This is a genomic window from Robbsia sp. KACC 23696, assembly GCF_039852015.1.
In the GTDB taxonomy this organism is placed as follows: domain Bacteria; phylum Pseudomonadota; class Gammaproteobacteria; order Burkholderiales; family Burkholderiaceae; genus Robbsia.
Genome location: NZ_CP156627.1, coordinates 1,159,206 through 1,183,847 on the forward strand (window position 1 = coordinate 1,159,206; position 24,642 = coordinate 1,183,847).

19 protein-coding genes and 2 pseudogenes are annotated in these 24,642 nt (G+C 61.1%); 16 read left to right on the top strand and 5 right to left on the bottom strand.

What is annotated here, in order from left to right:
* Window positions 1-34: 34 nt before the first annotated feature.
* On the bottom strand, window positions 35-1,093 hold the full coding sequence (locus ABEG21_RS19690; RefSeq protein WP_347557113.1) for an NAD(P)-dependent alcohol dehydrogenase: 1,059 nt from the start codon (window positions 1,091-1,093) through the stop codon (window positions 35-37).
* Window positions 1,094-1,383: 290 nt separating this feature from the next.
* Between ABEG21_RS19690 and ABEG21_RS19695 the strand changes: the two genes are divergently transcribed.
* The 3 genes from ABEG21_RS19695 (at window position 1,384) to ABEG21_RS19705 (ending at window position 4,805) form a co-directional block, all read left to right on the top strand.
* A complete protein-coding gene (locus ABEG21_RS19695) occupies window positions 1,384-2,283 on the top strand; it encodes a LysR family transcriptional regulator (RefSeq protein ID WP_347557114.1) in 900 nt (299 codons plus the stop codon).
* Window positions 2,284-2,634: 351 nt separating this feature from the next.
* On the top strand, window positions 2,635-4,362 hold the full coding sequence (locus tag ABEG21_RS19700; protein WP_347557115.1) for a cyclic peptide export ABC transporter: 1,728 nt from the start codon (window positions 2,635-2,637) through the stop codon (window positions 4,360-4,362).
* A gap of 53 nt (window positions 4,363-4,415) precedes the next feature.
* Window positions 4,416-4,805 (top strand): MAPEG family protein, encoded by a 390-nt coding sequence (locus ABEG21_RS19705; protein ID WP_347557116.1) that lies wholly within the window; start codon window positions 4,416-4,418, stop codon window positions 4,803-4,805.
* Between the two features lie 26 nt (window positions 4,806-4,831).
* Here the strand turns inward: ABEG21_RS19705 and ABEG21_RS19710 are convergent, their stop codons facing one another.
* Complete coding sequence (locus tag ABEG21_RS19710) at window positions 4,832-5,212, bottom strand: hypothetical protein (RefSeq protein ID WP_347557117.1); 381 nt, start codon at window positions 5,210-5,212, stop codon at window positions 4,832-4,834.
* A 445-nt stretch (window positions 5,213-5,657) separates the two neighbouring features.
* On the opposite strand from ABEG21_RS19710, the gene ABEG21_RS19715 reads away from it, so the two are divergent.
* On the top strand, window positions 5,658-7,373 hold the full coding sequence (locus tag ABEG21_RS19715; protein ID WP_347557118.1) for an alkaline phosphatase family protein: 1,716 nt from the start codon (window positions 5,658-5,660) through the stop codon (window positions 7,371-7,373).
* A 104-nt stretch (window positions 7,374-7,477) separates the two neighbouring features.
* A complete protein-coding gene (locus ABEG21_RS19720) occupies window positions 7,478-8,926 on the top strand; it encodes a cytochrome c peroxidase (RefSeq protein WP_347557119.1) in 1,449 nt (482 codons plus the stop codon).
* A gap of 264 nt (window positions 8,927-9,190) precedes the next feature.
* On the opposite strand, the pseudogene ABEG21_RS19725 reads toward ABEG21_RS19720, so the two are convergent.
* A pseudogene (locus ABEG21_RS19725) lies at window positions 9,191-9,328 on the bottom strand (DUF1153 domain-containing protein); the annotation flags it as partial.
* Between the two features lie 375 nt (window positions 9,329-9,703).
* Between ABEG21_RS19725 and ABEG21_RS19730 the strand changes: the two are divergent.
* From ABEG21_RS19730 to ABEG21_RS19740, 3 genes and pseudogenes are all read left to right on the top strand, one after another.
* Window positions 9,704-9,961, top strand: coding sequence for a hypothetical protein (locus tag ABEG21_RS19730; protein WP_347557120.1), 258 nt, complete (start codon window positions 9,704-9,706; stop codon window positions 9,959-9,961).
* A 193-nt stretch (window positions 9,962-10,154) separates the two neighbouring features.
* Window positions 10,155-10,573: pseudogene (locus tag ABEG21_RS19735) on the top strand (type II toxin-antitoxin system RelE/ParE family toxin).
* The gene (locus ABEG21_RS19740) at window positions 10,551-10,868 is read left to right on the top strand and encodes a DNA-binding transcriptional regulator (RefSeq protein WP_347558092.1); all 318 of its coding nucleotides are present in this window, start codon (window positions 10,551-10,553) and stop codon (window positions 10,866-10,868) included. The pseudogene ABEG21_RS19735 and the gene ABEG21_RS19740 overlap by 23 nt, the downstream one beginning before the upstream one ends.
* 119 nt (window positions 10,869-10,987) lie before the next feature.
* On the opposite strand, the gene ABEG21_RS19745 is transcribed toward ABEG21_RS19740, so the two are convergent.
* Complete coding sequence (locus ABEG21_RS19745; RefSeq protein ID WP_347557121.1) at window positions 10,988-11,116, bottom strand: hypothetical protein; 129 nt, start codon at window positions 11,114-11,116, stop codon at window positions 10,988-10,990.
* 275 nt (window positions 11,117-11,391) lie between these two features.
* On the opposite strand from ABEG21_RS19745, the gene ABEG21_RS19750 reads away from it, so the two are divergent.
* The 6 genes from ABEG21_RS19750 to ABEG21_RS19775 all read left to right on the top strand — a co-directional run bounded on the left by ABEG21_RS19750 (window position 11,392) and on the right by ABEG21_RS19775 (window position 18,259).
* The gene (locus ABEG21_RS19750; RefSeq protein WP_347557122.1) at window positions 11,392-12,438 is read left to right on the top strand and encodes an ABC transporter substrate-binding protein; all 1,047 of its coding nucleotides are present in this window, start codon (window positions 11,392-11,394) and stop codon (window positions 12,436-12,438) included.
* 113 nt (window positions 12,439-12,551) lie between these two features.
* The gene (locus ABEG21_RS19755) at window positions 12,552-13,607 is read left to right on the top strand and encodes an ABC transporter permease subunit (protein WP_347557123.1); all 1,056 of its coding nucleotides are present in this window, start codon (window positions 12,552-12,554) and stop codon (window positions 13,605-13,607) included.
* Complete coding sequence (locus ABEG21_RS19760; RefSeq protein WP_347557124.1) at window positions 13,601-14,383, top strand: ABC transporter ATP-binding protein; 783 nt, start codon at window positions 13,601-13,603, stop codon at window positions 14,381-14,383. The genes ABEG21_RS19755 and ABEG21_RS19760 overlap by 7 nt, the downstream gene beginning before the upstream one ends.
* A 125-nt stretch (window positions 14,384-14,508) precedes the next feature.
* Window positions 14,509-15,468, top strand: a complete 960-nt coding sequence (epsC, locus tag ABEG21_RS19765) for a serine O-acetyltransferase EpsC (RefSeq protein WP_347557125.1) — start codon at window positions 14,509-14,511, stop codon at window positions 15,466-15,468.
* A 53-nt stretch (window positions 15,469-15,521) separates the two neighbouring features.
* Window positions 15,522-16,472, top strand: coding sequence for a TauD/TfdA family dioxygenase (locus ABEG21_RS19770; RefSeq protein ID WP_347557126.1), 951 nt, complete (start codon window positions 15,522-15,524; stop codon window positions 16,470-16,472).
* Between the two features lie 341 nt (window positions 16,473-16,813).
* The gene (locus tag ABEG21_RS19775; protein ID WP_347557127.1) at window positions 16,814-18,259 is read left to right on the top strand and encodes an inorganic phosphate transporter; all 1,446 of its coding nucleotides are present in this window, start codon (window positions 16,814-16,816) and stop codon (window positions 18,257-18,259) included.
* A 34-nt stretch (window positions 18,260-18,293) separates the two neighbouring features.
* Here ABEG21_RS19775 and ppc read toward each other — a convergent pair whose 3' ends face one another.
* Window positions 18,294-21,251 (bottom strand): phosphoenolpyruvate carboxylase, encoded by a 2,958-nt coding sequence (gene ppc / locus ABEG21_RS19780; RefSeq protein ID WP_347557128.1) that lies wholly within the window; start codon window positions 21,249-21,251, stop codon window positions 18,294-18,296.
* 427 nt (window positions 21,252-21,678) lie between these two features.
* Between ppc and ABEG21_RS19785 the strand changes: the two genes are divergently transcribed.
* Entirely contained in the window at window positions 21,679-23,394 is a 1,716-nt protein-coding gene (locus ABEG21_RS19785; protein WP_347557129.1) for a carboxylesterase family protein, read from the top strand.
* A complete protein-coding gene (locus tag ABEG21_RS19790; protein WP_347557130.1) occupies window positions 23,391-24,632 on the top strand; it encodes a beta-propeller fold lactonase family protein in 1,242 nt (413 codons plus the stop codon). The genes ABEG21_RS19785 and ABEG21_RS19790 overlap by 4 nt, the downstream gene beginning before the upstream one ends.
* Window positions 24,633-24,642: the final 10 nt, after the last annotated feature.

The following is a 24,642-nucleotide window of genomic DNA, read 5'->3' on the forward strand; positions in this document are numbered from 1 at the left end:
GCATCGTATCTCGATACGCCGCCGTCAAACAGGCTTAGCGTGCCAGCGATGCCATGTCGATGACGAAGCGATACTTGACGTCGCTCTTCAGCATCCGGCCGTACGCTTCTTCGATCTGATCCATGCGGATCATTTCGATATCGGACGTGATGTTGTGCTCGCCGCAGAAATCCAGCATTTCCTGCGTTTCGGCGATGCCGCCAATCAAGGAGCCAGCGATTGTGCGGCGCTTGAAGATCAGGTTGGCGACGGACGGCGACGGATGCGCGTGTTCCGGCACGCCGACCAGCGTCAACACGCCATCGCGTTTCAGCAGCGCGGTGAACTGATCCAGATTATGCGATGCGGCTACCGTGTTCAGGATGAAGTCGAAGCTGTTCGCGTGCGCGGCCATCTGCGCTTCGTCCTTCGAGATCACGACTTCATGCGCGCCCAGGCGTTTTGCATCTTCGACCTTGCCGGCCGACGTCGTGAACAGCACGACCTTGGCGCCCATCGCCACGGCGAGCTTCACGCCCATATGGCCCAGACCGCCCAGACCGACGACACCCACCTTTTGACCCGGACCCACCTTCCAGTGACGGAGCGGCGAATACGTCGTCACGCCGGCACATAGCAACGGTGCGGCGGCGGCGAGATCGAGGTTTTCCGGGACGCGCAGCGTGAAAGCTTCATCGACGACGATCGACGACGAGTAGCCGCCGTACGTGACGCCATTGGTGTGCTTGTCCGGGCCGTTATAGGTGCCGACGAAGCCGCCAGGCCCCTCGCAGTACTGTTCCAGACCTTCGTTGCACGCGGCGCAGGAGCGGCAGGAGTCGACCATGCAGCCGACGCCGACGCGATCGCCCACCTTGAATTTCGTAACGTCCTTGCCGACTTCTGCGACGGTGCCGACGATTTCGTGGCCCGGCACATTCGGATAGACGGTGCCGGCCCATTCGCCGCGCGCCGTGTGCAGGTCCGAGTGACAGACGCCGCAATATTGAATATCGATACGCACATCGTTCGGACCCGTATCGCGACGTTGGAAGTCGAACGGGGCGAACGGCGTCGTCGGGGATTGCACTGCGTAACCGTAGGCTTTGTACATGGTTTGACCCTATAGATATCTTGAAATCGCGAATGCGTCGTGAACGGAGCGATACGCCTTGGCCGGGGAAACACTGCCAAGGATCCGCAAGGCTTGCTTGCGGCAGCCGTTTATGGTGCCACGGGATGCGGAAGCGTGCTCTTAACGCCAAAAAGGGTGACCGCTAGCGCCGCACCTGGCGCATCGCACACTGCCTCCGTTTGAGCATGGTAAGAAATCCACGCTATGCAAAGCAATGGAAATGTTACGATTTCACAATTCCATTTTCTGGCATTGTCACAATCGCGCCTATGTTAAACAAAATCGAGATGTTGCGCATCTTCTGCGCCGCCGTCGATGCCGCTAGCTTCAAGGATGCCGCCACCCGTCTGGCAATCTCGCCGCAGGCCGTGACACGCGCGGTACACGAGGCGGAACGCGCCACGGGAGAGGTGCTATTTCACCGAAATACGCGGCGCGTCAATGTTACGCAGGCTGGGGCGCAATTCGCGCAGCAAGCGCGCGAGCTCGTGGCGCAGGTCGATCGGCTGCTCGGAAATCGAGATGTCGGCGCCGCAGCCGAAGTCATGGGAACGGTCCGGATGACCGTGCCGAAATCGATAGGCGAAATCCTGTTGCTGCCGCTGGTGACGGACATGGCGAACCGTTATCCGCACCTCACCATCGACCTCCGACTCTCCGACACGATCGTAGATCCGGTGGCGGAGCAGATCGATATTGGTGTACGGATCGGTTTTTTGCAAGATAGCCGCTTCGTCGCACGGGAGGTGGCAAAAGTCGGTTTCGTCGTCGTCGGCGCCCCGCGATTGATTGACAGAGTGGGACTGCCGCACAACCTGGCGCATATGGCGGAGTTGCCAACGACCGGCTATGTCGACCGTCGCACCGGACGTCCTTGGCCCTGGCAGCTCGCCGACGGACAGCAATTCACCCCTGTGCGCCTGGTGTTTCAAACCGATGACACGGAAGCCGAATCCCAGGCGGTGGTCGCCGGACTGGGTTTTACGCAAATGGCGAGCTATATCGCGCGTCCTTGGATCGAAGCCGGCAAACTCGTGCGCGTACTTGCCGATCTCGAGCCAGAACCTTGGCCCGTTTGCGTCTATCGGCCGCAACGCGGGCCTGTGCCCGCGCGCATTCGCGTCGTGTTCGACGCGACCGTCGCCGCATTGGAAAACGCGGGCTTGTGAGGGGAGAAGCACTGGGGCGTTTGCAGCGGAACGGAATGCATTTATCCGCGAAGTCACGCCAGGGAAATATTATTCGGAATCCGAATGAGTAAACGACGCGTCTCGAATCGTATCGCTGGTGAACGGGCAATATCCTATTGACACATGTCGAGACGCGTACGCACTGCAGCCGGCGCTAATGCTTGACAGTGTCGCGATGCGCATTCTATCTTCGCTTGCACGACGCGTAATACCGCGCATTAAACACCTACCGGATGCGACTGCTCCGCTATAGCAGCATCCTCGCCTGCGCAGGCATGCGCGATTTCGAGACACGCCGACCGATGCCTTGACTGGCCGACGAGGAGGGACATGTCGATCCTGTTGCGCCTGGTTCGCCAATCACGGGTGGTACTGATCATCGCGATGCTGTGCGGTTTGAGCGGGGGCTTCGGGAATGCCGGTCTGCTTGCGCTGATCAATCAGGCCCTTGCCGCCGATGCCGACGCCTTGCCGCGGCTGGGCCTGTTGTTTCTCGTGCTGGGCCTCGTGGTGGTCGTCACGCGCACCTTGGCGCAGACGCTCTTCATGCGCCTGGGACAACAGGTCAAGGCAAACTTGCGGATGAGCACGATCCATCGGATCGCCAACGCGTCCTTTCCCGCCTTGGAGCGCCAGGGTGCGGCCAAGTCCCTGGCGGTCCTGACGCAGGATCTCGATGCAATCGTCGCCTTGTTCATCGGCTTGCCCACATTGGTGACACAAGGCGCCTTGATCGTCGGATGTCTGGTCTATCTGGCCTATCTGTCTTGGGGCGTTTTCGTGGTGGCCTTGGCGACGATCGTCCTGGGGACGCTCGGATACCGTTTGGCGCATACGAAAGCGTTGTTTCATCTGCGTGCATCGCGGCTGCGCGAGGATGAATTGATACGGCATCTGCGCGCCTTGTTCGATGGCGCAAAAGAGTTGCGCCTGCACCGCGCGCGCCGCGATGCCTTTGTCGAAGGAACCTTGGCGGACAATGTCGAAGCAGTACGGATGCAACGCACGCGGGGCTATCTGTTTTATGCAGCGGCAAACAGCTGGGGCAACTTCATCCTGTTCGCCTTTATCGGCTTGACGCTGTTCGTGTTCGCGGGGCATCTGGACGCCAGTGCATCCGTCCTGTCCGGCTATGCGATCGTGTTCGTCTACATGATCATGCCGATCGAGGCGGTGCTGTCGGCCATGCCGATGATAAGCGCCGCGCGCGTGGCATGGGAGCGTATCGAGCATGTCAACGGCGAGCTGGTGCCGGAAGGGGCGTCCGCTGGTTTAGCCGATGTGGCGCGGGCGCGCACGGCAGGCGGCGCCGAGGCGCGTTGCGCATCGGGCGCCGCCGTGACGCGCGGCGCGGCCGGTTTTAAAGAGATCGTGCTGGACGGCGTCGCGCATCGCTATTTTCGGGAAAAGGAGAACGAGAGTTTCACGCTCGGCCCCGTGCATGCGGTATTCCGGCCCGGCGAGATCGTCTATCTGATCGGCGGCAATGGAAGCGGCAAGACGACCTTGGCGAAAATGCTGATGGGGCTGTATCCGCCGGAGCAGGGCCGCATCGTCATCGATGGAACGCCGGTGGGAGACGCGCAACGCGAAGACTATCGTCAATTGTTTTCCGTGGTCTTCAGCGACTTTTTCCTGTTCGACAGTTTGCTAGGACTGAATGTATCGGCGGCCGATGTCGCGGCGTGTGGACGCGATGCCGATGCGCAGCGGCTCTTGTGCGAATTGCAGTTGGAGCACAAGGTCAGCGTGCAGGGTGGGGTATTCTCGACCTTGGACTTGTCGCAAGGTCAGCGCAAACGCTTGGCGTTGCTGGTGGCTTATCTGGAAGATCGTACATTTTACGTGTTCGACGAGTGGGCGGCCGACCAGGACCCGCTGTTCAAGGAGGTGTTTTATCGCCGCTTGCTGCCCGCGCTCAGGGCGCGCGGAAAAGCGATGCTCGTGATCAGCCACGACGATCGCTACTTTCCGCTGGCGGACCGCTATCTGAAGTTGGAGTCCGGGCAGCTCGTCGAAGAGGGGCCGGGAACGCATTACGGGCCGTATGGCGCATAAATTGCTGGTGGAATGCCGGCGCACCGCCTACCCATAAAAAATAAGGAAAAAAGATGACAATCGATATGACGATCCTGGCCTGGGTATTGGTACTGACGCTGGTGCAGGTGATGTTGCCGGCGATGTTGCGGAATAAGGAAACGGGCATTCGATACAATGCGAGCCCACGTGACGAGCCCGGACCGCCGGTCGGTCCTGTAACGGGCCGATTACAGCGCGCGCAAAAGAATTTGATGGAGACCTTGCCGGTCTTTATCGCGGCGGTTCTGATTGTCCATCTGGCCGGCAAGGCAGGTACACTGAGTCACATCGGCGCGGCGCTCTACCTGATCGCCCGTATCGTCTACGTCCCGCTGTATGCAGGCGGCGTGCCCTATGTCAGATCGTATTGCTGGTTGGCATCGATAGCCGGCATCGTGCTCTTGCTCGTGGCGATGCTGTAAAGCGCGTCGCGGCGCCGCGCCGGCCCTTACTTTCGTACGGTCTTGCGAACGACGGCCCGGATGCGGGCGAAGAGCTCGGCGTTATTGAACGGTTCATCGATGCAACCGGTCGCCCCGGCTTTCATCGCGGCCGCGCGGCTCGTCGCACCGCCTGCTACCACCACGAACACCGGCAGATTCCGCGTTCGCGGCGTACAGCGCAACGTTTTTAGGAAGGACTGATTGATCCGCTCGTCCTTCGTCGAGGAGAGCAATATCGCATCGGGCAAATGCGCTTCGGTCAATTTCCGTGTCGCCATATCAAAATCAAATACGACGTCGGGATGGAAACCGTGAGAAAGCGCGTTCTCCCACAACACCTCCGCGGCGTCGGTGCGTCTTTCGACTATCACGATGCGCTGTTTCATTTAGGGTTCCCATCAGGAAAGGAGTGGTAGGGAACCGCCATGTCGTTTCGCAGCGATAGGGCAAGGAGATGAGGGCGCTGTTCCGGCGATGTTGCGGTCGGAGTATAGCGCGCGCGGTGCGATGACGTATGCCTAATATCATATTACCGATTATATGATTGGCATTCCTTATGGATATCCGGAAGAAAGCATTCAAAAGCATTTCTACAAAATTACGAAAGCAAATAAAAGGTTAGAAAGGAAACGTCGCGTTAGTTGTAAGGCATTTAAAAGTAATAGACATTACAGCGTAAACTGCAAGTGTTCCAATTCACGACGCTTAACTTACAGAAGTTGGCAAACGTCAGGAAAGCCACCCGTGGATGCCTTCTACGAGGTGTCTTAAAAAGCCCCCTGCAAAGAAGAACAATTCGCCCTAAAGCGTCGAGAAATTGGAGTAACAACCATGTTCCGCAAGAAAATCCTGCCGATTCCGCTGTCGGTATCGGTGCCGCTCGCCCTTTCCATGTTGGTGCTCGCGGCCTGTAGCGGCAGCAACGGACACCAGGCGACGGCAGCCACCACGTCGTTGTCCGCGCAGGACGCGCTCGCGACCGCAACGCCGATCAAGCACATTGTCGTTATTTTTGGTGAGAACCGCTCGTTCGATCATTACTTCGGTACCTACCCGAACGCAACGAATCCGGCCGGTGAGCCGGCCTTCACCGCGGCGGCAGGCACGCCGTCGGTCGTCGGCCTGACGACGGCCTTGTTGACGAACAGCCCGACAAAGGCCAATACGCTGAATGGGGTCAATGCACGGGATTCGTTCCGTCTGGACCGCTCACAAGCCAACACCGAAGGCCAGACCCACAGCTACACGCCGGAGCAACTCGCGTACGACAACGGCGCGGCGGATCTGTTCCCGCTTTATACCGGTAACAATACCGTCACGACCACCGGCGCATATGGCGTGGCGGGCCTGGTGATGGGGTATTACGATGGCAACACGGTCACCGGCATGTGGAACTATGCGCAGAACTTCGCGCTGAACGACAACGCCTACACGGACTCGTACGGTCCGTCGACACCGGGCGCCGTGTCGGTGATCTCCGGTACGAACAACGGCGCGGTGAACGTGGTCGGCACGTCCAGCCCGAATACGATCTCCGACGGCGCAGGCGGCTTGACCTTGGTCGGCGATACGGACCCGGCATTCGACCAGTGTTCGTCGAAGACCAGCACGATCATGATGACGTCGAAGAACATCGGCGATCTGCTGAACGCGCAGGGCATCACGTGGGGCGGCTTCATGGGCGGCTTCGACTTGACGACGACCAACGCGAATGGCACGACGGCCTGTGCCCGTTCGACGTATTCGTCGGTGCTCAGTTCGACGTCGACCGACTATAGCCCGCACCACGCCTGGTTCCAGTACTACGCGACCACGCGCAATCCGGCACACACGCGGCCGACGTCGACAGCACTGATCGGTCAAACGGACCCGAAGGATAACTCCTTGACGCCGGTGCACCACCAGTACGACGTGAACGACTTCTATACGGCCGTGAACGCCGGAAACTTCCCGTCGGTCGCGTATATCAAGGCGCCTGAAGTCGGCGATGCGCACCCGGGTAATTCGGATCCGCTCGATGAACAGACCTTCGTGACGCAATTGGTCAACTTTATCATGCAACAGCCGGATTGGAAGAGCACGGCCATCATCCTGACCTACGATGACTCGGACGGCTGGTTCGACCATCGCTATATCGCACCGACGACGTCGTCGTTCGATTCGACCACGTCGATGTCGACGCAAGCCGGTACGGTTACCGGTGCCGACCAGTTGAACGGTACCGGCGTCTGTAACGCGACCGGCGCAACGCCGGGCGTGGGCGTCAGTGGTGGCCAGGTCAACGGTCGTTGCGGTCCGGGCACGCGTGTTCCGATGCTGATCCTCTCGCCGTATGCGAAGAAGAACTACGTCGACGACACCTTGGTCACGCAGGCATCGGTCGTCAAGTTCATCGAAGACAATTGGTTGGGCGGACAGCGCATCGGTCAGGGCTCGGACGATGCGAGCGCCGGCAGTCTGTTGAACATGTTCGACTTCACGCAATCGGTCTCGTCGCCGCGTACCTTGCTGTTGAACACCGACGGTACGCCGAAGTCGTCCACTTAACGATGTGACGCGCCCGGAGCGACCGCGATGCGGTCGCATCCCTCGTCGAGCCAGGCAAGCTGCTGGCTCGATTTCTCTTATGTGAAAGCCCGAGTTCATTTGTCATGAAAGTCCCTTCCAATCGTGTATTGATGCCGAAGTTGCCCAGCGGTGGGCGATCGGTGCGGCCGACGGCACGATCGATTCGCCGTTGGGCGGCCGGTGTCGTCGTCCTGTCCTGCGGCGTGATCGCCGCGGGCGCCTACGGCATCACCCATCCCGCCGCGTTGCCGGCAAAATGGGGCGCGGTCGTACAGGATTGGACCGGGATCAATGCGCAGCCGGTGCACTTGCTGCTGCCGCCGGTCGCGCCGCTGAGCGCCGTTGCCTTGCTTGGCAAGGAAATGTTCAACGATCCATCGCTGTCGGCGTCGGGGCAGCAGTCCTGCGCCTCCTGCCACAGCGCCGCGCATGCCTACGGGCCGCCGAACGATCTGTCGGTGCAGATGGGGGGGCCGCACCTGACATTGGAAGGCTATCGGCCGCCGCCATCGCTGGCCTATCTGTACCGGCAGGCCACGTTTAGCATTGGTCCCGATATCGGCGGCGATGTGGAAGTGCCGATCGACTTGAACGCGCTCGCCGATTCCGCCAAGGGAACGCAACGGGCAACGAAGGATGCCGGTACGACGCCGGCCGCGCCGGCACTGGTGCCGCAGGGCGGGCTTTTCTGGGATGGGCGCGCCGATTCGCTGCAACGGCAAGCGCTCGGCCCGATGTTGAATCCGGTCGAAATGGCCAATGCAAACGTCGCCGACGTGGCCGCAAAGTTGAAGCAATCCAAATATGCCGCCAGCTTCAGCCAGCTCTTCGGCAAGAACATCCTCGGCCAGGACGATTTGCTGGTGTCGGAAGCGATGTTCGCCATCGGTCGCTACGAATTCGAGGATGCGTCTTTCCACGCCTTCTCGAGCAAATACGACGCCTGGCTGCAGGGCAAGGCGCGGTTGACCCGCGCCGAGATGCACGGGATGGCCTTGTTCAACGATCCGACCAAGGCGAATTGCGCCGGCTGCCATCTGAGTCAACCGACGAAGGACGGTCTGCCGCCGCTGTTTACCGATACCCAATACGAAGCACTGGGCGTGCCGCGCAATACGAAATTGCAGATCAACAAAAACCCGGCATTCTTCGATCTGGGAGTTTGCGGGCCGTTCCGCACAGATGTGGCATCGCAGACGCAGTATTGCGGGATGTTCCTGACGCCGACGCTGCGCAATGTGGATACGCGCCATGCGTTCTTCCATAATGGCGAATACCACACGCTGCAGGAGGTGATGAACTTCTACAACCTGCGCAGCACGAATCCGGAAAAAATCTATCCGAAGGACGCGTCAGGGAAAGTCGAACAGTACGACGATATCCCGGCGAAATATCACGCCAATGTGGACGTGGCCGATCCGCCGTTCGATCGCAAGCCGGGTGAAACGCCGGCGATGACGGATCAGGATATCAAGGACATCATCGCCTTTATCGGCACGCTCGATGATGGATACACCGGGAAGCCGAAATAAGCGGCAGAATTCGCCGTTGCCCTAGGGTGATGCGCTGCACCGTGTTCTTGTTCAACCCAAGCAGGTAAGCCACGATGCGATAGCCGAACGACGGCTCATCCTCGATCAAGGCCTTGATTGGATCAGCAAACCGATCCTGGACCTTGGGCTGCGCCTTAATCGGGCGGTAATACGCCGTCCGGCGTGGCACGCCAAACCACTGACACAGCTTGGTGATCGGCACCTTGGTACCGTCGGCTTGCAATCCCTGCTGAATCGCGACGATTACTTCTCGTCCTCGCCCAGCAGGGGCTGCAACTTGTTTCGCGCACGTAACTCCAGCATCGCTTCGCCGTACGTTTCCTGCAAATCCTTAATCTGCCTCTCGTACTGCTCTTTGACATCCTGCGGGTTCGCGCACAACGGTCGTTTCCCGAAGGTTAGCATTCTGAGCAGTTTTTCACTGGGTCAATAGATATCTGCCATCCTCTATGCTGTCTTGCGTCGTAGTGAGCGACATGCTCTTTCAGACCCGTCTCATTGTTTGGAGGCGGGTCGAGGCGATAAGCTGACTTGGTCATCTACACAACGATGATCAGGTTTGACAGCCTGACAGCAAAGAATGAAGTCGGCCGTTCAAGGTCGACTTCTTGCATTCTTGCGCGCTCTTTGGGCGGGCATTGATGGGGAGCCTCCGGGCTGCCGAGTTTTGTTCTTTGCCTCGGTCTGTCAATCCTTTCAGTGTTCCGCCCACCCGTCTTCGTGCTGGTGGGTCGATGTTCACTAAAGGACCGCACTATGCCTACTATTCCTTCCCCGCTTATCTCGCTGAATCCCGGAAGCGAAGCGTTTTATGATCGCGTCGAGACGCTCTCCATAAAGCTGCTTCGTGTCATCAAGACGCTGCGTCTCCATGCGGAGCTTGCTGGCGTCGATAAATCGCGAGAAGTCACCCTCGACGCAGAGACTGTCGGAATCGCCATTGATGGTATTGCCGGTGACCTAGACGATGCCCGTGTGACGCTGTTGAATTTGTCTCGGCCGTGCAACGCGTAACAAGTGTGCTAGGTAGGGCGATCCGCGGACCTTAGCCTCCGCCCAGGTGCGGGGCGTATTGATCTGCGCCGCTCGATACGCAGCCACGTCGGCACGTGACGCCAGTGTCTGGGGCGATAGATCCGCCCCGGATCGTCGACTGACGCCAGTTGTTGTAGCGCACTCTAAAAGTTGCGCAGAATCGTAACACTATGTGTTATATTTGCGGCATCAAGTTGGTTGCATTAGGGTTTTCAAAAACGCGTGGTTCGCGCGATTCGCCCTAAAGGAGGGCATTGCGGATAACACGCTTTTGCATGCAATCAACCGCATTGAGCGGGGGTTGGTCGATGCTCACCTGGGTGGTGAGTCATCAAGCAGCGGGTAGCTCGGCTGGGGCGAGGCACCTCCGGCGGCTTTCGTACGATTATCCTGTACCGCAGAGGGGTGCGTGCCTTCTTCGTCTATGGCTTCGCCAAAAATGATCGTGACAATATTGACCAGGGCGAGGAGATAGCGTTCAAAAACGCCGCATGCCATGTGCTAGGGCTGTCAGAGGCGAACCTAGCCAGGTTGGTCGAGGCTGAGCAATTTACAGAGGTACATGAACGTGGCGAAAAAATACCGAAGTGAGGCGTACGCGGCCATCCACGAGACCATGGAGGCCCTGCATGAGGTCGGCGCGATCGACAAGCAGACCATGCGTGAGTTCGATGAGCGTTGCATCACGCCAATTGAACCGATGTTGCCTGAACGCATTCGGGCGCTACGTGAGCGGGAGCACCTATCCCAGCCCATCTTTGCACTCTATTTGAACGTCAGTAAAAACCTCGTTTCCGATTGGGAAAGGGGCGTCAAAAAGCCGGGGGGGCCAGCTTTGCGTTTACTGACTGTAATAGAAAAGAATGGTATCCAAGCGATTGCCTGACCTCTGGCGCCCTACGGTTGCGGCGCATATGACTTTTTCCGATAAGGTTCCAAAGGAAAGCCCAGCATCATTTCTTCGTTTGGATTGCGTTGCCGATTTGATACCGTCAGGGTTCTCGATCATGAAACCTTGTCGATATCATGCATGGTGCATTCAATCTGACGCAACATCTTGAAATAACGAACCGGAGCAATCGTGGCCGTCGGGCGTTCGCCGCGCGCCTGAACGCCACGTTGAAACGGGCTCATCTCACATCCGGCCGGCTTGCGAAGGCACTCCGCGTCGCGGAAAACGTCGTCGAGTACTGGCGTCGCGGGATTTTGCTGCCGAGCAGCGGCGACTGCCGCCGCCTATGCGACGTGTTGCGTCTCGATCTCGTATGGCTGTGCGCCGGCGCGTCGTTCGAGCCGATCCTGCCGGAAACGTACAAAATAGATATCCAAAGCTGAAATGCTTGGTTTCTCGGGGCAATCGTCGGGTCTATGCTGCATCACATTCCATAAAAAGTAATGTGGGGAGCCTGATGTCGACGCAGCACGATTCCGATACCGACGCATCCGTATCGCCCTTCATGATTTCCCCGGAACGCCGCCGTTTATTGAAGGCCTCGGCCGCGGTACTGGCCGCGCCACTGATCATCACGGGGCAGCGCGCGTTTGCGCAGCAATCCAAGCCCTTGAAGAAGGTCACCATCGCGTGGAGCGCGACGGCCGTCTGTACGGTGCCGGTCCCGGTGGCATTGAAGCAAGGCATTTTTGCGCAAAATGGCCTGGATGTGTCCTTTATCAACTTTGCCGGTTCCACCGACCAGTTGCTCGAAGCAATTGCCTCGCAGCGCGCCGATGCCGGTGTAGGCATGGCGTTGCGGTGGTTGAAGCCTTTGGAACAAGGCTTCGATGTGAAGATCTTGTCGGGATTACACAGCGGTTGCATCCGGTTGCTGGCAAGCAAGACCGGCGGCGTGGATACGCTCGCGCAGTTGAAAGGGAAGACGATCGGCGTCAGCGATATGGCGAGCCCGTCGAAGAATTTCTTTTCGATATTGCTGAAGAAGCAGGGTATCGATCCCGAAAACGACGTGCAATGGCGCGCCTATCCCTCGGATCTGCTGGGACATGCCATCACGAATGGCGAAGTCCATGCCGTGGCGGATAACGATCCCGTCATCTGGCTGGTCAAGAAAAACTACGACTTAAAAGAAATCGCCTCGAACATGACTGGCGAATATGCGAACCGCTCTTGTTGTGTGCTGGCGGTGGCAGGCAATGTCGTGCGCAAGGATCGGCCAACGGCGGTGGCGCTGTCGCGTTCGATTCAGCAGGCGTCGGAATGGGTGGCGAACAACCAGCGGGGCGCGGCGGAAATTTTCGCCTCGTATGCGCCGAAGGTGCCGGTGGATGATCTGGTGGCGATGTTGCAGTCGATGAACCATCACCACCATCCGCATTCGGACATGCTGGAGATGGAAATTCGGGACTACGCCAACGATCTGAAGTTGATTGGCGTGATGAACGCCAGTACCGATGCGGACAAATTTGCGAAGCGTGTCTATGCCGACGTGCTGGCCTGAGTGCCATGCCGGGCCGGGCGCCGCATCGATTTCTGAGACAGCGTAAGGACGCGCTATCGCGATCCGTAACGGTTTCGATGCGACGGCCTTTTTTTGGAGAACCCTTTCCGATCATGTCTTATTCCCCATCTGAGTCGTCGCCGAAAGGCGCTATCGGACCGGTATCGCATGCCGCCGATCCGATCGGACGTACGGCGCACGTCAATCGGCGTGTGCTGATTCTGGGTGGCTTGGCCACTGCCGGATGGGCAGGACTTGCCGCAATCGTCGGCGTCTGGCCGAATTACGATGAGTTCCCCTCGACGACGGCGTTGACGATATTGTCCGCCATCGTTGCCGGGATCCTGCTGCTCGGCACGTTTGTCGGAGCGCGGACGAATGCGGAGGCCTTGCAACAGGCGCGCGTCGGCAAGATTACCTATCTGTTTCCCTGGGCGATCGTGCTGGCGATCGCATTTTCGGCGTGGGAAATCATTACGGCCAAGTTCAGCGTGCTGCCCCGTCCCTTTTTCGCGCCGCCGCAGTCCCTGCTCGATGTCTTCCTCACCGATTACACCAAGCTGGGCGTCAGCCTGCTGTATTCATTGCGGCTTCTGTTGATCGGATATATCGGTGGCGCCATTGCGGGCTTCGTCGTCGGCGTAGGGGTGGGCTGGTCTCGCATCGTCGGCTATTGGGTTCATCCGGTCTTGCGCATCATCGGTCCGCTGCCGGCAGTGGCCTGGCTGCCTTTGGCCTTTTTCTTCTTTCCGTCGAGCTTCTCGGCCAGTATTTTCCTGATCGCGCTGGCGAGCGGTTTCCCCGTGGCGGTGCTGACCTGGTCCGGCGTCGCGAGCGTCAATCCGGCTTTTTACGATATTGCCAGGACCTTGGGCGGCAAGCCGTCGTTTCTCGTCTTGCGTGTTGCCGTTCCGGCGGCATTGCCGTCGGTCTTCGTCGGCCTGTTTATGGGATTAGGCGCTTCGTTTTCGGTGCTGGTCGTGGCCGAGATGATGGGCGTGAAGGCCGGTCTCGGTTGGTATCTGCAGTGGGCGCAAGGGTGGGCGGCGTACAGCAATATGTATGCGGCGCTGTTGGTGATGGCATTGATGTGTTCGGGGCTGATTTCGCTGCTGTTCGCGGTACGCGGCCGATTACTGGTATGGCAAAAGGGGTTGCTGAAATGGTAGCGACGCGAGTGGAAACGCAGGCGCCGGCGGCAGGGCGTCTCGAAGTGCGCGACATCAGCCATGCGTTCGCACTGGATGGCGCATCGCTGCCGGTGCTTGAGGATGTGCGCTTCACCGCCGAACCCGGCGACTTTGTCGCCTTGCTGGGGCCGAGTGGCTGCGGCAAGTCGACTTTGCTGCGGCTCGTGGCCGGATTGGAGACGCCACGCCAGGGCAGCTTGCATTTTAATGGCGACGTCATCACGGGCCCCGATCCGCATCGGGTCGTGGTATTTCAAGATCCGACGCTGTATCCCTGGCTTACGGTCCGTCGCAACGTCGGCCTGGGACCGGCGGCGCAGCGCCGACGCGATGCCGAGGGGCGTATCGATGAAGCGCTGGCCACGGTGGGGCTCTCGGCGTTCGCGAATGCGTATCCGCACCAGTTGTCGGGCGGCATGGCGCAACGTGCAGCCATCGCCCGTGCGCTGGTCAACGATCCGTCACTGCTGATTCTGGACGAACCGTTCGGCAAACTCGATTCGCTGACGCGTTTGAAGATGCAAAGCGAATTGCTGGCATTGTGGAACCGCAGTCGTTTCACGACGCTGCTCGTGACCCACGATGTCGAGGAAGCCTTGTTCATGGCAACGCGCGTGATCGTGTTCAGCGATCGTCCCGCACGGATCATTGCCGATATTCCGTACGATCGCCCCTATCCGCGTCATCGCGACGACCCGCATTTCGTCGAACTTCGACAGCAGGTGTTGTCGCAGCTCGGCGTGGCTGTGGCTTGAGGCACTGCCGACCGGCCGCCGTAGTGCGGTGGCTGTCGGGCGTGCAGGGCGCGGTTGCGCCACGCATGCCCAGGTCGCGGGTTTCGAAGTGTTTCTTATAAAAAAAGTAGAAAGGGAGTATCGACGTGGCCGCATTCGACATCGACGGAATCGTCCGTTCCCTGCATACGGCACGGCACGATTGGCGCAGACGCCAGCAACGGGCAATCGAGGCCGGCGGCCGCGATCTGCCTTCTCCCGAGGCGCTCAAAGGCATTGTCGACACGCTGAAGGGCGTGCTGTTTCCGATGCGGCTCGGGCCGCCCGATCTTCGCCAGGAAAGCGAGGATCTTTTCGTCGCCCATGGTCTCGATGCCGCACTGAACGCCTTGCTCACGCAGGCACGGCTCGAATTGCGTTATTCGGCCCGCTTCCGTGAACAGGGCGAGACGCACGGTGTCGATGCGCATGACCTTGTGCAGACGTTCGCCTCGCGTTTGCCGTCGATCCGTTCGCGGCTCGATGCCGATGTACTTGCCGCCTATCAAGGCGATCCGGCAGCAGGGAGCGTCGATGAGGTACTGCTGTGCTATCCGGGCATTCTCGCCATTATTCACCATCGGCTGGCGCACGAGTTGTTCAAGCTCGGCTTGCCCTTGCTTGCGCGGATGCTGGCCGAGCGGGCCCATGGCGAAACCGGCGTCGATATTCATCCTGGCGCGCAGATCGGAAAGGGCTGCTTTATCGATCACGGCACCGGCGTCGTGATCGGCGAGACCGCGATTATCGGCGAACGGGTGCGGATCTATCAGGCGGTGACGCTGGGCGCCAAACGCTTTCCGCGCGATGCGGACGGGAATCTCGAAAAAGGCCTGGCGCGTCATCCGATCGTCGAGGACGACGTGGTGATCTACGCCGGCGCGACGATTCTGGGGCGGATCACGATAGGGCGGGGCGCGGTGATCGGCGGCAACGTATGGGTGACAGACGATGTCGCGCCCGGCAGTCATGTCACGCAAGCGCTCGCATCGACGACGGTGTCGCGTGCGCCGCTGCCATCGCGTCCGTCTCGTCCTGTTGCCGCGGATACGGGCACGCCGGCATGACACGAAGAACGGTTTGATTCCAGAGGATGCCTCTTATTTAAAGGATGCTTGCGATGCGTGCTGTGATCGAGAACGACCCGATAGAGACAGTGATCGTCAAACCGCTGTCGGCGCATATCGGTGCTGAAATAGAAGGGGTCGATCTCTCGGTGCCGTTGTCGGCGTCCGAGGTTTCCGCGATACGTGCCGCGCTGTTGAAATGGCGAGTGATCTTTTTTCGAGACCAGCCGCTGACGCATGCGCAGCAGGTTGCATTTTCCGCCCAGTTCGGCGAATTGACCTTGGGACACCCGGTCTTCGGGCATGTCCCCGATCATCCTGAAGTCTATTCGATCGCGAAGTTTCGACAATCGACCCGCTTTGGTGGACAGGCGGTACATCGGCCTTGGAGCGGTTGGCACACCGATGTCACGGCTGCCGTCAATCCGCCCTTCGCATCGATTCTTCGCGGCGTGACGATTCCGCCGTATGGCGGCGATACGCAATGGACGGATCTGGTCGCGGCGTATGCGGCTTTGTCGGCGCCCTTGCGGCATTTCGTCGACGGTTTGCGCGGCGTGCACCGTTTCGCGCCGCCTGCCGGCGCTCAGGCGACGAGCGATTATCGAGATGCCGTGGAGAAGCGCATCCTTGTCAGCGAGCATCCGCTGGTGCGCGTGCATCCGGAGACGGGGGAGCGGGCGCTGTATGTCAGCCCGAGTTTCCTGAAGCATATCGTCGGTTTGACGCCGCGCGAAAGTCAGGGCCTGCTCGAATTGCTCTGGGAACATATCGTACAGCCACGCTTTACCGTCCGCTTCAAATGGGAGGCGAACAGCCTCGCATTTTGGGATAACCGTTCGACCGCGCATCTCGCCCCGACGGACATCTTCGATCTCGATTTCGATCGGCAGCTCTATCGGACGACGCTGGTCGGCGATATTCCTGTCGGCCCGGACGGCCGGCCCTCGGACGCGCTGGAAGGATCGCCGGTCAATGCGGCGGAAGCGCTCGCGTTGAATTGACCTGATCGCGCATATGCAACTAACAGGCGATATGGTTGGTCACACGAAACAAATTGCTCCACTAGGATCGTCCTAATCTGCTGTCGATCGCCATTAGGGAGGGGCGTTATCGCCGCCTGCGCGGGCGCTTGTTCAATAAACGTGCCTGTTAGCAAAGCGAATAATTCTGCCTTACGGTTGTCACTGGACGTCCTTAGGATCTGAAAGGCCTGCGCTGATGCAGACATCGCGATGCGCCACGGCGCATCGCATCGGGCATCGTCATCCGCGATAGGCGGATGGTCGCTTGGCATCGCGCCACCGCCTGGCATCCTGCCAACGCGCCTTTCCGAGATCTCTTGATGCTGTCACATTTTGTGCCGTCATCCGGCATTGTCATTGCAATGCTCGTCGTTTGTTTTTTCATGGTGCTCGCATTCGAAGCAACGAACGGTTTTCATGATGCATCGAATGCCGTCGCAACCGTGATTTATACGAATTCCCTGAAGCCGACGCAGGCGGTCGTGTGGTCCGGCATCTGTAATTTCGTCGGCGTCCTGTTGGGCGGCATCGCGGTAGCGTATGCGCTTGTCGAAATCCTGCCGCCAGATGTGCTGACGCCACCCAATGGCGCGCCTGCCGTGCCCATGCTTGTGGCGATATTCGCATCGGCCTTGTTCTGGAATATCCTGACCTGGGCCTTTGGCGTGCCCAACAGCAGCTCGCACTGCATCATCGGCTCGTTGATCGGGGTTGCGGCGGCGGACGCGCTGTTGCAGTCGCGCAGCCTCACGCAAGGCGTCGATTGGAAGCAGATCGTGACGGTGTTGAAAGGCCTCGCCGTGTCGCCGATCCTTGGCTTCATCGCCGCCGGCATCCTCTACGGCTTGCTCCGAATCCTGCTGCGAGGACGCGGGCATCTATTCGTGCCGCCCGAGCCGAATCAGCCGCCGGTGTGGTGGATGCGCGCGCTGCTGATTCTGACATGCACCTCGGTCAGTTTCTCGCACGGCACCAACGATGGCCAAAAAAGCATCGGCTTGATCATGCTGACGATCATCGGCATCCTGCCGGCGACCTATGCGCTGAACCCCGCAGCCGATACGCAATTGCGCGGATTGAGCGAATATGCCGCCCGCGCCGCCCCGCTGATCGCGCGCCATGGCGACGACATCAAGGCCGAGGCCCTCGTATCGGCGCGCCGATTACAGGCGTCCGCCGACATGCTGGCGCAGCAAGCGCAGGCATTGACCGCGCAACGCGCGGGGCAGGCCAGCGCGCCCAGCGGCAACGATGTCCCGCTTTCCGCCACCCGTGCGCAGCTCCGCGGCGATGTCTATCAGATCGTCTCGGAAATGAAGCATGTCGCCGGTTCCAGCGACGCGTCGCCGGCCGAACGCCAACAAGCGGACGCGATCCGCAAGGCGATGCGTGAGCCGGTCGAATACGCGCCGCTCTGGGTGCGCCTTCTCAGTGCGTTGTGCCTGGGTGTCGGGACGATGTTCGGCTATCAGCGCGTGGTGCGCACGCTCGGCGAACGGCTTGGCAAGCAGCATATGACGCCCGGACAGGGCGCCAGCGCGGAGCTGGTAGGGTCCGTGCTGATCGGTACGGCCGGCTTTACCGGCCTGCCGGTCAGTACGACCCACATCGTCACGTCGGGGATTGCGGGCACCATGGCGGCGGGCGGCCAGGGCTTGCAGCCCGGCATGCTGATTCGGATCGGCTTGACATGGATCGTCACGCTGCCGGTGACGATGCTGATCTCCGGCGCGCTGTTCTACGTCCTCGACAATCCGGCGTGGTAAATCGCGATTGCAGACGATGGTGCCGTCTGTCCGCTTAGCCGGTATTCCGCAAACCGGACGCGACGCCATTGATGCATAGCTTGATCCCGCTGCGCAATTTCGCACTCGCTTCGCCGCTGCGACTGCGGTGCAGTAGCTCGACCTGCAGATGGTTCAGCGGATCCAGATAGGGAAAGCGGTTGCGGATCGAGCGCGCAAGCAGTGGATTGTCGGCAAGTCGTTCTGTCTGGCCAGTGATGCTGCGCAAGACGTCGACGGTGGTTTGCCATTCGCGTTGGATCTCGCTGAAGATCGCATCGCGCAATGCGGGATCCGGCACCAGTCCCGCGTAACGCGAGGCCAGTGGCAGGTCGGTTTTCGCTAGCACCATATCCATGTTCGACAGCAGGGTCGTGAAGAAGGGCCATTGCCGATACATCTGCTGGAGCGCGGTGAGTCGATCGACGGCGCCATCCGCCGCGGCATGATCGTCCGCGTCGCACTGCGCCAACCATGCCGCGACGGCGCTGCCGAAGCCATACCAACCCGGCAACAACAAACGGCACTGGCCCCACGAGAAGCCCCACGGTATCGCGCGGAGCTGCGATAAGGAGCGCGTTGCGGGATTCTGCAGCGCGCGCGATGCCGGCCGACTGCCGAGGTTCAGGTCGGCGATCTCCGCGATCGGGGTCGCGGCGAAAAAATAATCGACGAAACCCGGCGTGTCGTAGACCAGCGCACGATACGCCTTGCGCGCCGCGGCCGATAGTTGATCCATGATCCGCCCATAGTGTGCAAGCCGGGCTTCGTTCGCATCGGCATCCGCGTCGGTATCGGCATTGGTATCAGCGTCGGTCTGCGGGCTGCCTGCGCTGAGCAAGGTGGCTTCCCACGTTGCCGCGACCAAGGCCTCCAGATTTCGTCGTCCGATGGTCGGATTGCCAAACTTCGCGGCGATCTGTTCGCCCTGCTCGGTAAGCCGTATCTGCCCCTGCACGGTGCCTGCCGGTTGCGACAGGATGGCTTGATAGGTCGGACCGCCGCCGCGCCCGACGGTGCCCCCGCGCCCATGAAACAAGCGCAATTGCACATTGCGCGACGCGAACACCGTGACGAGCGCCTGTTCGGCCCGATACAGCGCCCAGTTCGATGTCAGGAAGCCGCCGTCCTTGTTGCTGTCGGAATACCCGAGCATCACCTCCTGTTCGCGCCCCCGGGCTTGCATGCGCGCCTGCGTCTGCGGCAGGTCGAGCCAGGCGGACATGATGGCCGGCGCATTCTCCAGGTCTTCGATGGTCTCGAACAAGGGGATCACCATGATGCCGGCACCGTCGCCCTCGGCGAGCAAGCCGGTTTCCTTCTGCAGCAGCAGGACTTCCAGCAGGTCGCTGACCGTTTCCGTGTGCGAGACGATGTAGTGCGGCACGGTTTCCGCGCCGAATTGCCGTCGCATCCGCGCGGCCTGTTCGAATATTGCAAGCTCGCCTTCCGCAAGATCGCTATATCTCGCGTAGCGGCTGCGTAAAGGACGTGCATGGGCCAGTTCCTGCGTCAGCCAGTCGACACGCGCCGCTTCGTCGCGTTGCGTGTAATCTGCCTCACCGGCAAGCGCGCAGAGTTCGGCGATGACTTTTTCATGGACATCCGAGCTTTGACGCAGGTCCAGACTCGCGAGATGAAAGCCGAAGATCGCAACGGCCTGCCGCAACGGTGTCAGACGCAAGGCCGCCAGCGCACCGCCGTGGTGGGCGTGCAGCGACGCCTCGACGGTGGCGAGGTCTTCGGCGAATGCGACAGCATCGTCATAGGGCGGCGCGCTGGCGGGCGCGTTCGCGGGGAGCGCGGGGCGGTTCGGCAGATCGACCTCGCGTTGCGAGGCCGTGGCCCGGAGCCGCAAGGCGATGCCGCTGAGCGCGCGGCGATAGGGTTCGTCTTCTCGATGCGTCGAGGGCGTGATCCAGGCATCCGACAGCATGGCCAGCGCGTCCAACGCCGACGTCACCGATACCAGCGTGGTCGACAGCGACAGTTCGGCGCGCAATGCGGCGATCTGATCGAGGTAGAAGGTGAACGCGACACGCGCCTGCCTGCGGACGGCGATCGTCAGCGTCTGCGCATTGACATTGGGGTTGCCGTCCCGATCGCCGCCGATCCAGCTGCCCATGCGCAGGAAGGGCGGCAGCGGCCCGGTGGCTTGCAAGGCATCGGCGAGATCGCCATACAAGGCCGGCAATTGTTCGAGAAAGGTCGTGCCGTAGTAGGAGAGCGCATTCGTGATTTCGTCCTCGACGCTCAGTTGCGCCGGGCGCAGCATTCGGGTCTGCCACAGCGTCGTGATCTGCGCCCGAAGCTGCGCATCCGATGCCAGCCGTTCGCGCGGGCTCTGGGGCGTATCGCGCTGGGCCAGCAGCGTGGCAATCGCGTTTTGCGCGTCGAGAATGCTCTTGCGCTGGACTTCGGTGGGGTGCGCAGTCAAAACAGGCACGATCAACATATCGCCGAGTGCGGCGTGCAGCGCGGCGTCGGAGATGCCGGCATCGCGCAGGCGCGCCAGGGCATACGGCAGCGAGCCGGCGCGCGGCGGCGTGCCGGCCAGTTCATGGTGGCGATGCCGCCGGTTATGGTGCCGGTCTTCGGCGATATTGGCCAGATGCGAGAAATAACTGAAGGCGCGGACCACGCACACCATCTGAGGATCGCTAAGGCCGTTCAGCAAGGTATCGAGTGCCTGCCCCGCAGCCGCATCGCCATCGCGTCGAAAGCGTACCGCCGTCTGGCGGATGGTTTCGACGAGCGCATACATCGCCTCGCCCTCCTGATCCCGGACGACTTCGCCGAGCAGGCGCCCGAGGAAGCGAATGTCGTCGAATAGCGGCCGGTCCTTGTCCGGCACGCCGGCTGTCGCGGCACCCGCGATCGGCCCGACTGTACCGGCCGGTTCGGCGTCGGCCGCGGAGGCGCCGGATGCGGGACGTTTCGGGTCGGACGTGCTGGATGGCGCGAATGCGGTCATGGCGGGCTCGGTGCATCGATGCGGCTGCTGACCTCGCGCCGCACGGTGAAGGGGGCAATCTCGCCTATTATGCCTAAGCCGCGCGGCGGCCCTCTTTTCACGGGCATAGCACCGTCAGCCGGAAGGGCTCCGGATGCTGTGCCGCGTCGCGCGCCAATATGACTGGCACGCGCATGTCGGTGATTGCCGATGCTTTGGACGGATCGGTATGATCGTCGCGATTTCGATGATGTGGCGCTGCGTCGGGACATTATTCGATGATATAGGCGCGAGCGTCATTTCATTACATGGTGTTATCTTTCGTCGAAACTGGACGACCGGGGCCGCTCATCGGCATAATCGATCCCGATTACACGCTATCGTCAAGAATGATGCGTTTGCACGTCTTGTTCGCGCCTCGACAAATCGATACACCAAAGGAGAATCCGTGAAAGGACGTCGTGCCTTCCTGCAGCACTCCGCCGCACTTGCCGGCGCGTTTTCGATGCCCATGCTCGCGCACGCCGCAGCGCGGCGCGCCGCGCCGCCGCAAGAGGCGGTGTCGTTGCAGACCCCTGCAGGGCCGATGCGCGGCATGCGCCAAGGGGGCGTCGATGCGTACAAAGGAATCCCGTATGCCCAGCCGCCGGTAGGGGCGCTCCGCTTCAAACCGCCGGTGCCGCTGCCCTCGCCGGGGTGGGACGATACCTGGAACGGATTCGATTTCGGTCCGGCGCCGGTGCAGTCCCCGCGCAAGCTGCCGGGCGCCGATCAGTCGATCCTTGGTGACGTGCCGATCAGCGAGGACTGTCTGCGGCTGAACGTTTGGGCCCCTGTCGAGCCGGGCCCGCATCCGGTGTTCGTCTGGATCTATGGCGGCAGCAATATCGCGGGTGCATCGAGCCAGGCAATTTACGACGGCACGCATTTCGCCGAGCAAGGGATCGTCTGTGTCACGCTTAATTATCGCGTAGGGGCATTGGGTTTCCTCGAATTGGGCAGTGTGCTCGGCGATGCCTATCGCGGCAGCGGCAATAATGCCAATCGCGATCAATTGCTGGCGTTGCAATGGGTGCGAAACAATATCGCGGCCTTTGGCGGCGATCCGGCGCGGGTCACGTTGGCCGGAGAGTCGGCCGGCGGCAAGTCGGTGGCGGCGCTGATGGCGATGCCGGCGTCCGCGGGCCTGTTCCAGTCGGCGATCATCGAAAGCGGGGGCGGTCAGACGGTTCACGACTTGCCCGAGGCCGATCGGGTCGCCGGCTTGTTCTTGCAGGCGCTGGGCACCCAAGGCCTGAAGAAGGAGGATCTGCTGACGGCGTCGCCCGACAAGATCCTGCAAGCGCAGGCCGCGACGATCGCATCGTATCAACGCGCGTTTGCCTTCCGCTCCGTCGTCGACGGCACCTTGCTGTCCGCGCGGCCGCAAGATGCGATTGCAAAGGGCGCGTCGAACCAAGTGCGCTTGTTGATCGGGTCGAATCACGATGAAAGCATGATCTTCTTCTCGCCCGACGCCTTGGCCGCCGGGCGTCAGGACCCGAGCGCCGCGGCACCGTTCGCGTCCCGTGAATTGGCGCAGCTGCACGTCGTCGATATGGAGAAGATGACGCGGCGATATCAGCAGACCTTCTCGTCGACGTCGGCGTTCGACCGACGCATCGCGATGTTGACCGCCGAGGAATACTGGGTGCCGACGGTCCGTCTGGCCGATGCCCATGCGCTGGCGGGCGGCGACACGTGGTCCTATCGCTTCGAGCGGCCGCTGGCGTTCGGGCCTTTCCAGGGCTATACGGTGCACGGCTCCGAACTGCCCTTGGTGTGGGGCAATCTGAACGATCCCTTTACGCAAATGTTCTACAAGGGCAACGCGCCGATGCCGCCGATCGGGCGGGCGATGCAGGACGCGTGGGTGGCGTTCATCAAGGGCGGCGAACCGGCATCGCGGCTGTTGCCGCGCTGGCTGCCGTACTCTCCGGAGCCGCAGAAACTGCGTCCGGCGTTGTTGGTGGACCGGGATCCCGCCGCGCATGCACGCAGCCGATCGAAGCAGGACGACGACGCCGGCGTGCAGCCGCGCGAGACGATGCTGCTGCGCGATAAGCCGGAGCTGGCGTCGAATCCCTCCGGCGATGCGCTGGCATTGTGGGATAACGTGCTATGACCTACCTCACGGCGTGGGTATCGCATGCGCTCGATGGGGACATCGGCAGTGTCGCGTTTGATCGTGCCAGCGGCCGCTTTCTGGCGTCGGCCGCTTTGCGTCGGCATCAGGCCGATGCGGTCGTGATGCCGATGGCCCTGAGCTGGGACCGTCGCCCGGCAACGGCAACGGCACCGGCAGCGGCGTCCGCCGGCGGGCAGGCAGGCCGCCCGCCGGCGCGTGCCGAAGGGCCGTTGCTACTTGCCGCCACACGGGGCGAGCATCGTCGGATCGTGGCGTATCGCGTGATCGGCGGCGCGGGCACCGGCGATGCTGCGCAACTGGCATGCATGGCACGTGCGCCGATCGCGTCGAGCCTCGCCTATCTTGAAATCGATCCCGCCGGCACGACGGCGATCGGCGCGTCATACGGTGAGAACCGTGTCAGCGTCTATGATGTCGATGCGCTGCTGCGGGCCGACCAACGGGCCGGTGGCGCCGATGCTGCCGATGGTGCAGATGCTGCCGATGCCGACACATCGCACAGCGCGGACGCGTTGGTGCGCCCGCGTCAGGTGATCGAGGGTGTCGCGCATGCGCATGCGGTCGTGGTGTCGGCCGATGGCCGGCATGTGTATGTATCGGCGCTCGGGGCCGGCCAGGTCTGGTGCTTCGCCTTGCGCGACGGCACGTTGACGGTGAGCGAGATCGTCGACGTCGGCGCCGATTTCGGTCCGCGCCATATGCGTCTGAGCGCGGATGGCGCTTTCCTCTACGTATTGAGCGAGTTCCAGGCGGTCGTCTCGACGTATGCGCGGGCGCCCGATACGGGTCGGCTTTCTTGGCGATCGACGTCTCCGCGCAGCCCAGGCTTGTCCGCCTTGATATCGGGACGGGCGCGACCGAATTTCTCCGATCCGGATCAACCGGATCCCAGCGAGCTTGCGCGCTGGATTTGGGCGGCAGACGTACAAGTGTCGCCCGATAACCGTTTCCTCTATCTGACGGAGCGCACGTCGAGCCGTATCGTCGTCCATGAAGCCGACGGTGCCGACGGATGGCGGCCGGTGTCGTGGATCGATACGGAGACGCAACCGCGGGGCATTGCAATCGATGCGACGGGCGTCTATTTATTCGCCTGCGGTGAGCGTTCCGATTTCCTGTCCGTCTATCGAATCGCCGCAGCAACCGGCGCATTGACGCTGTCGGATCGCTGCCCGGTGGGAAAGGGCGCGAATTGGATCACGCTGGCCGACTAGCGCATCGAGC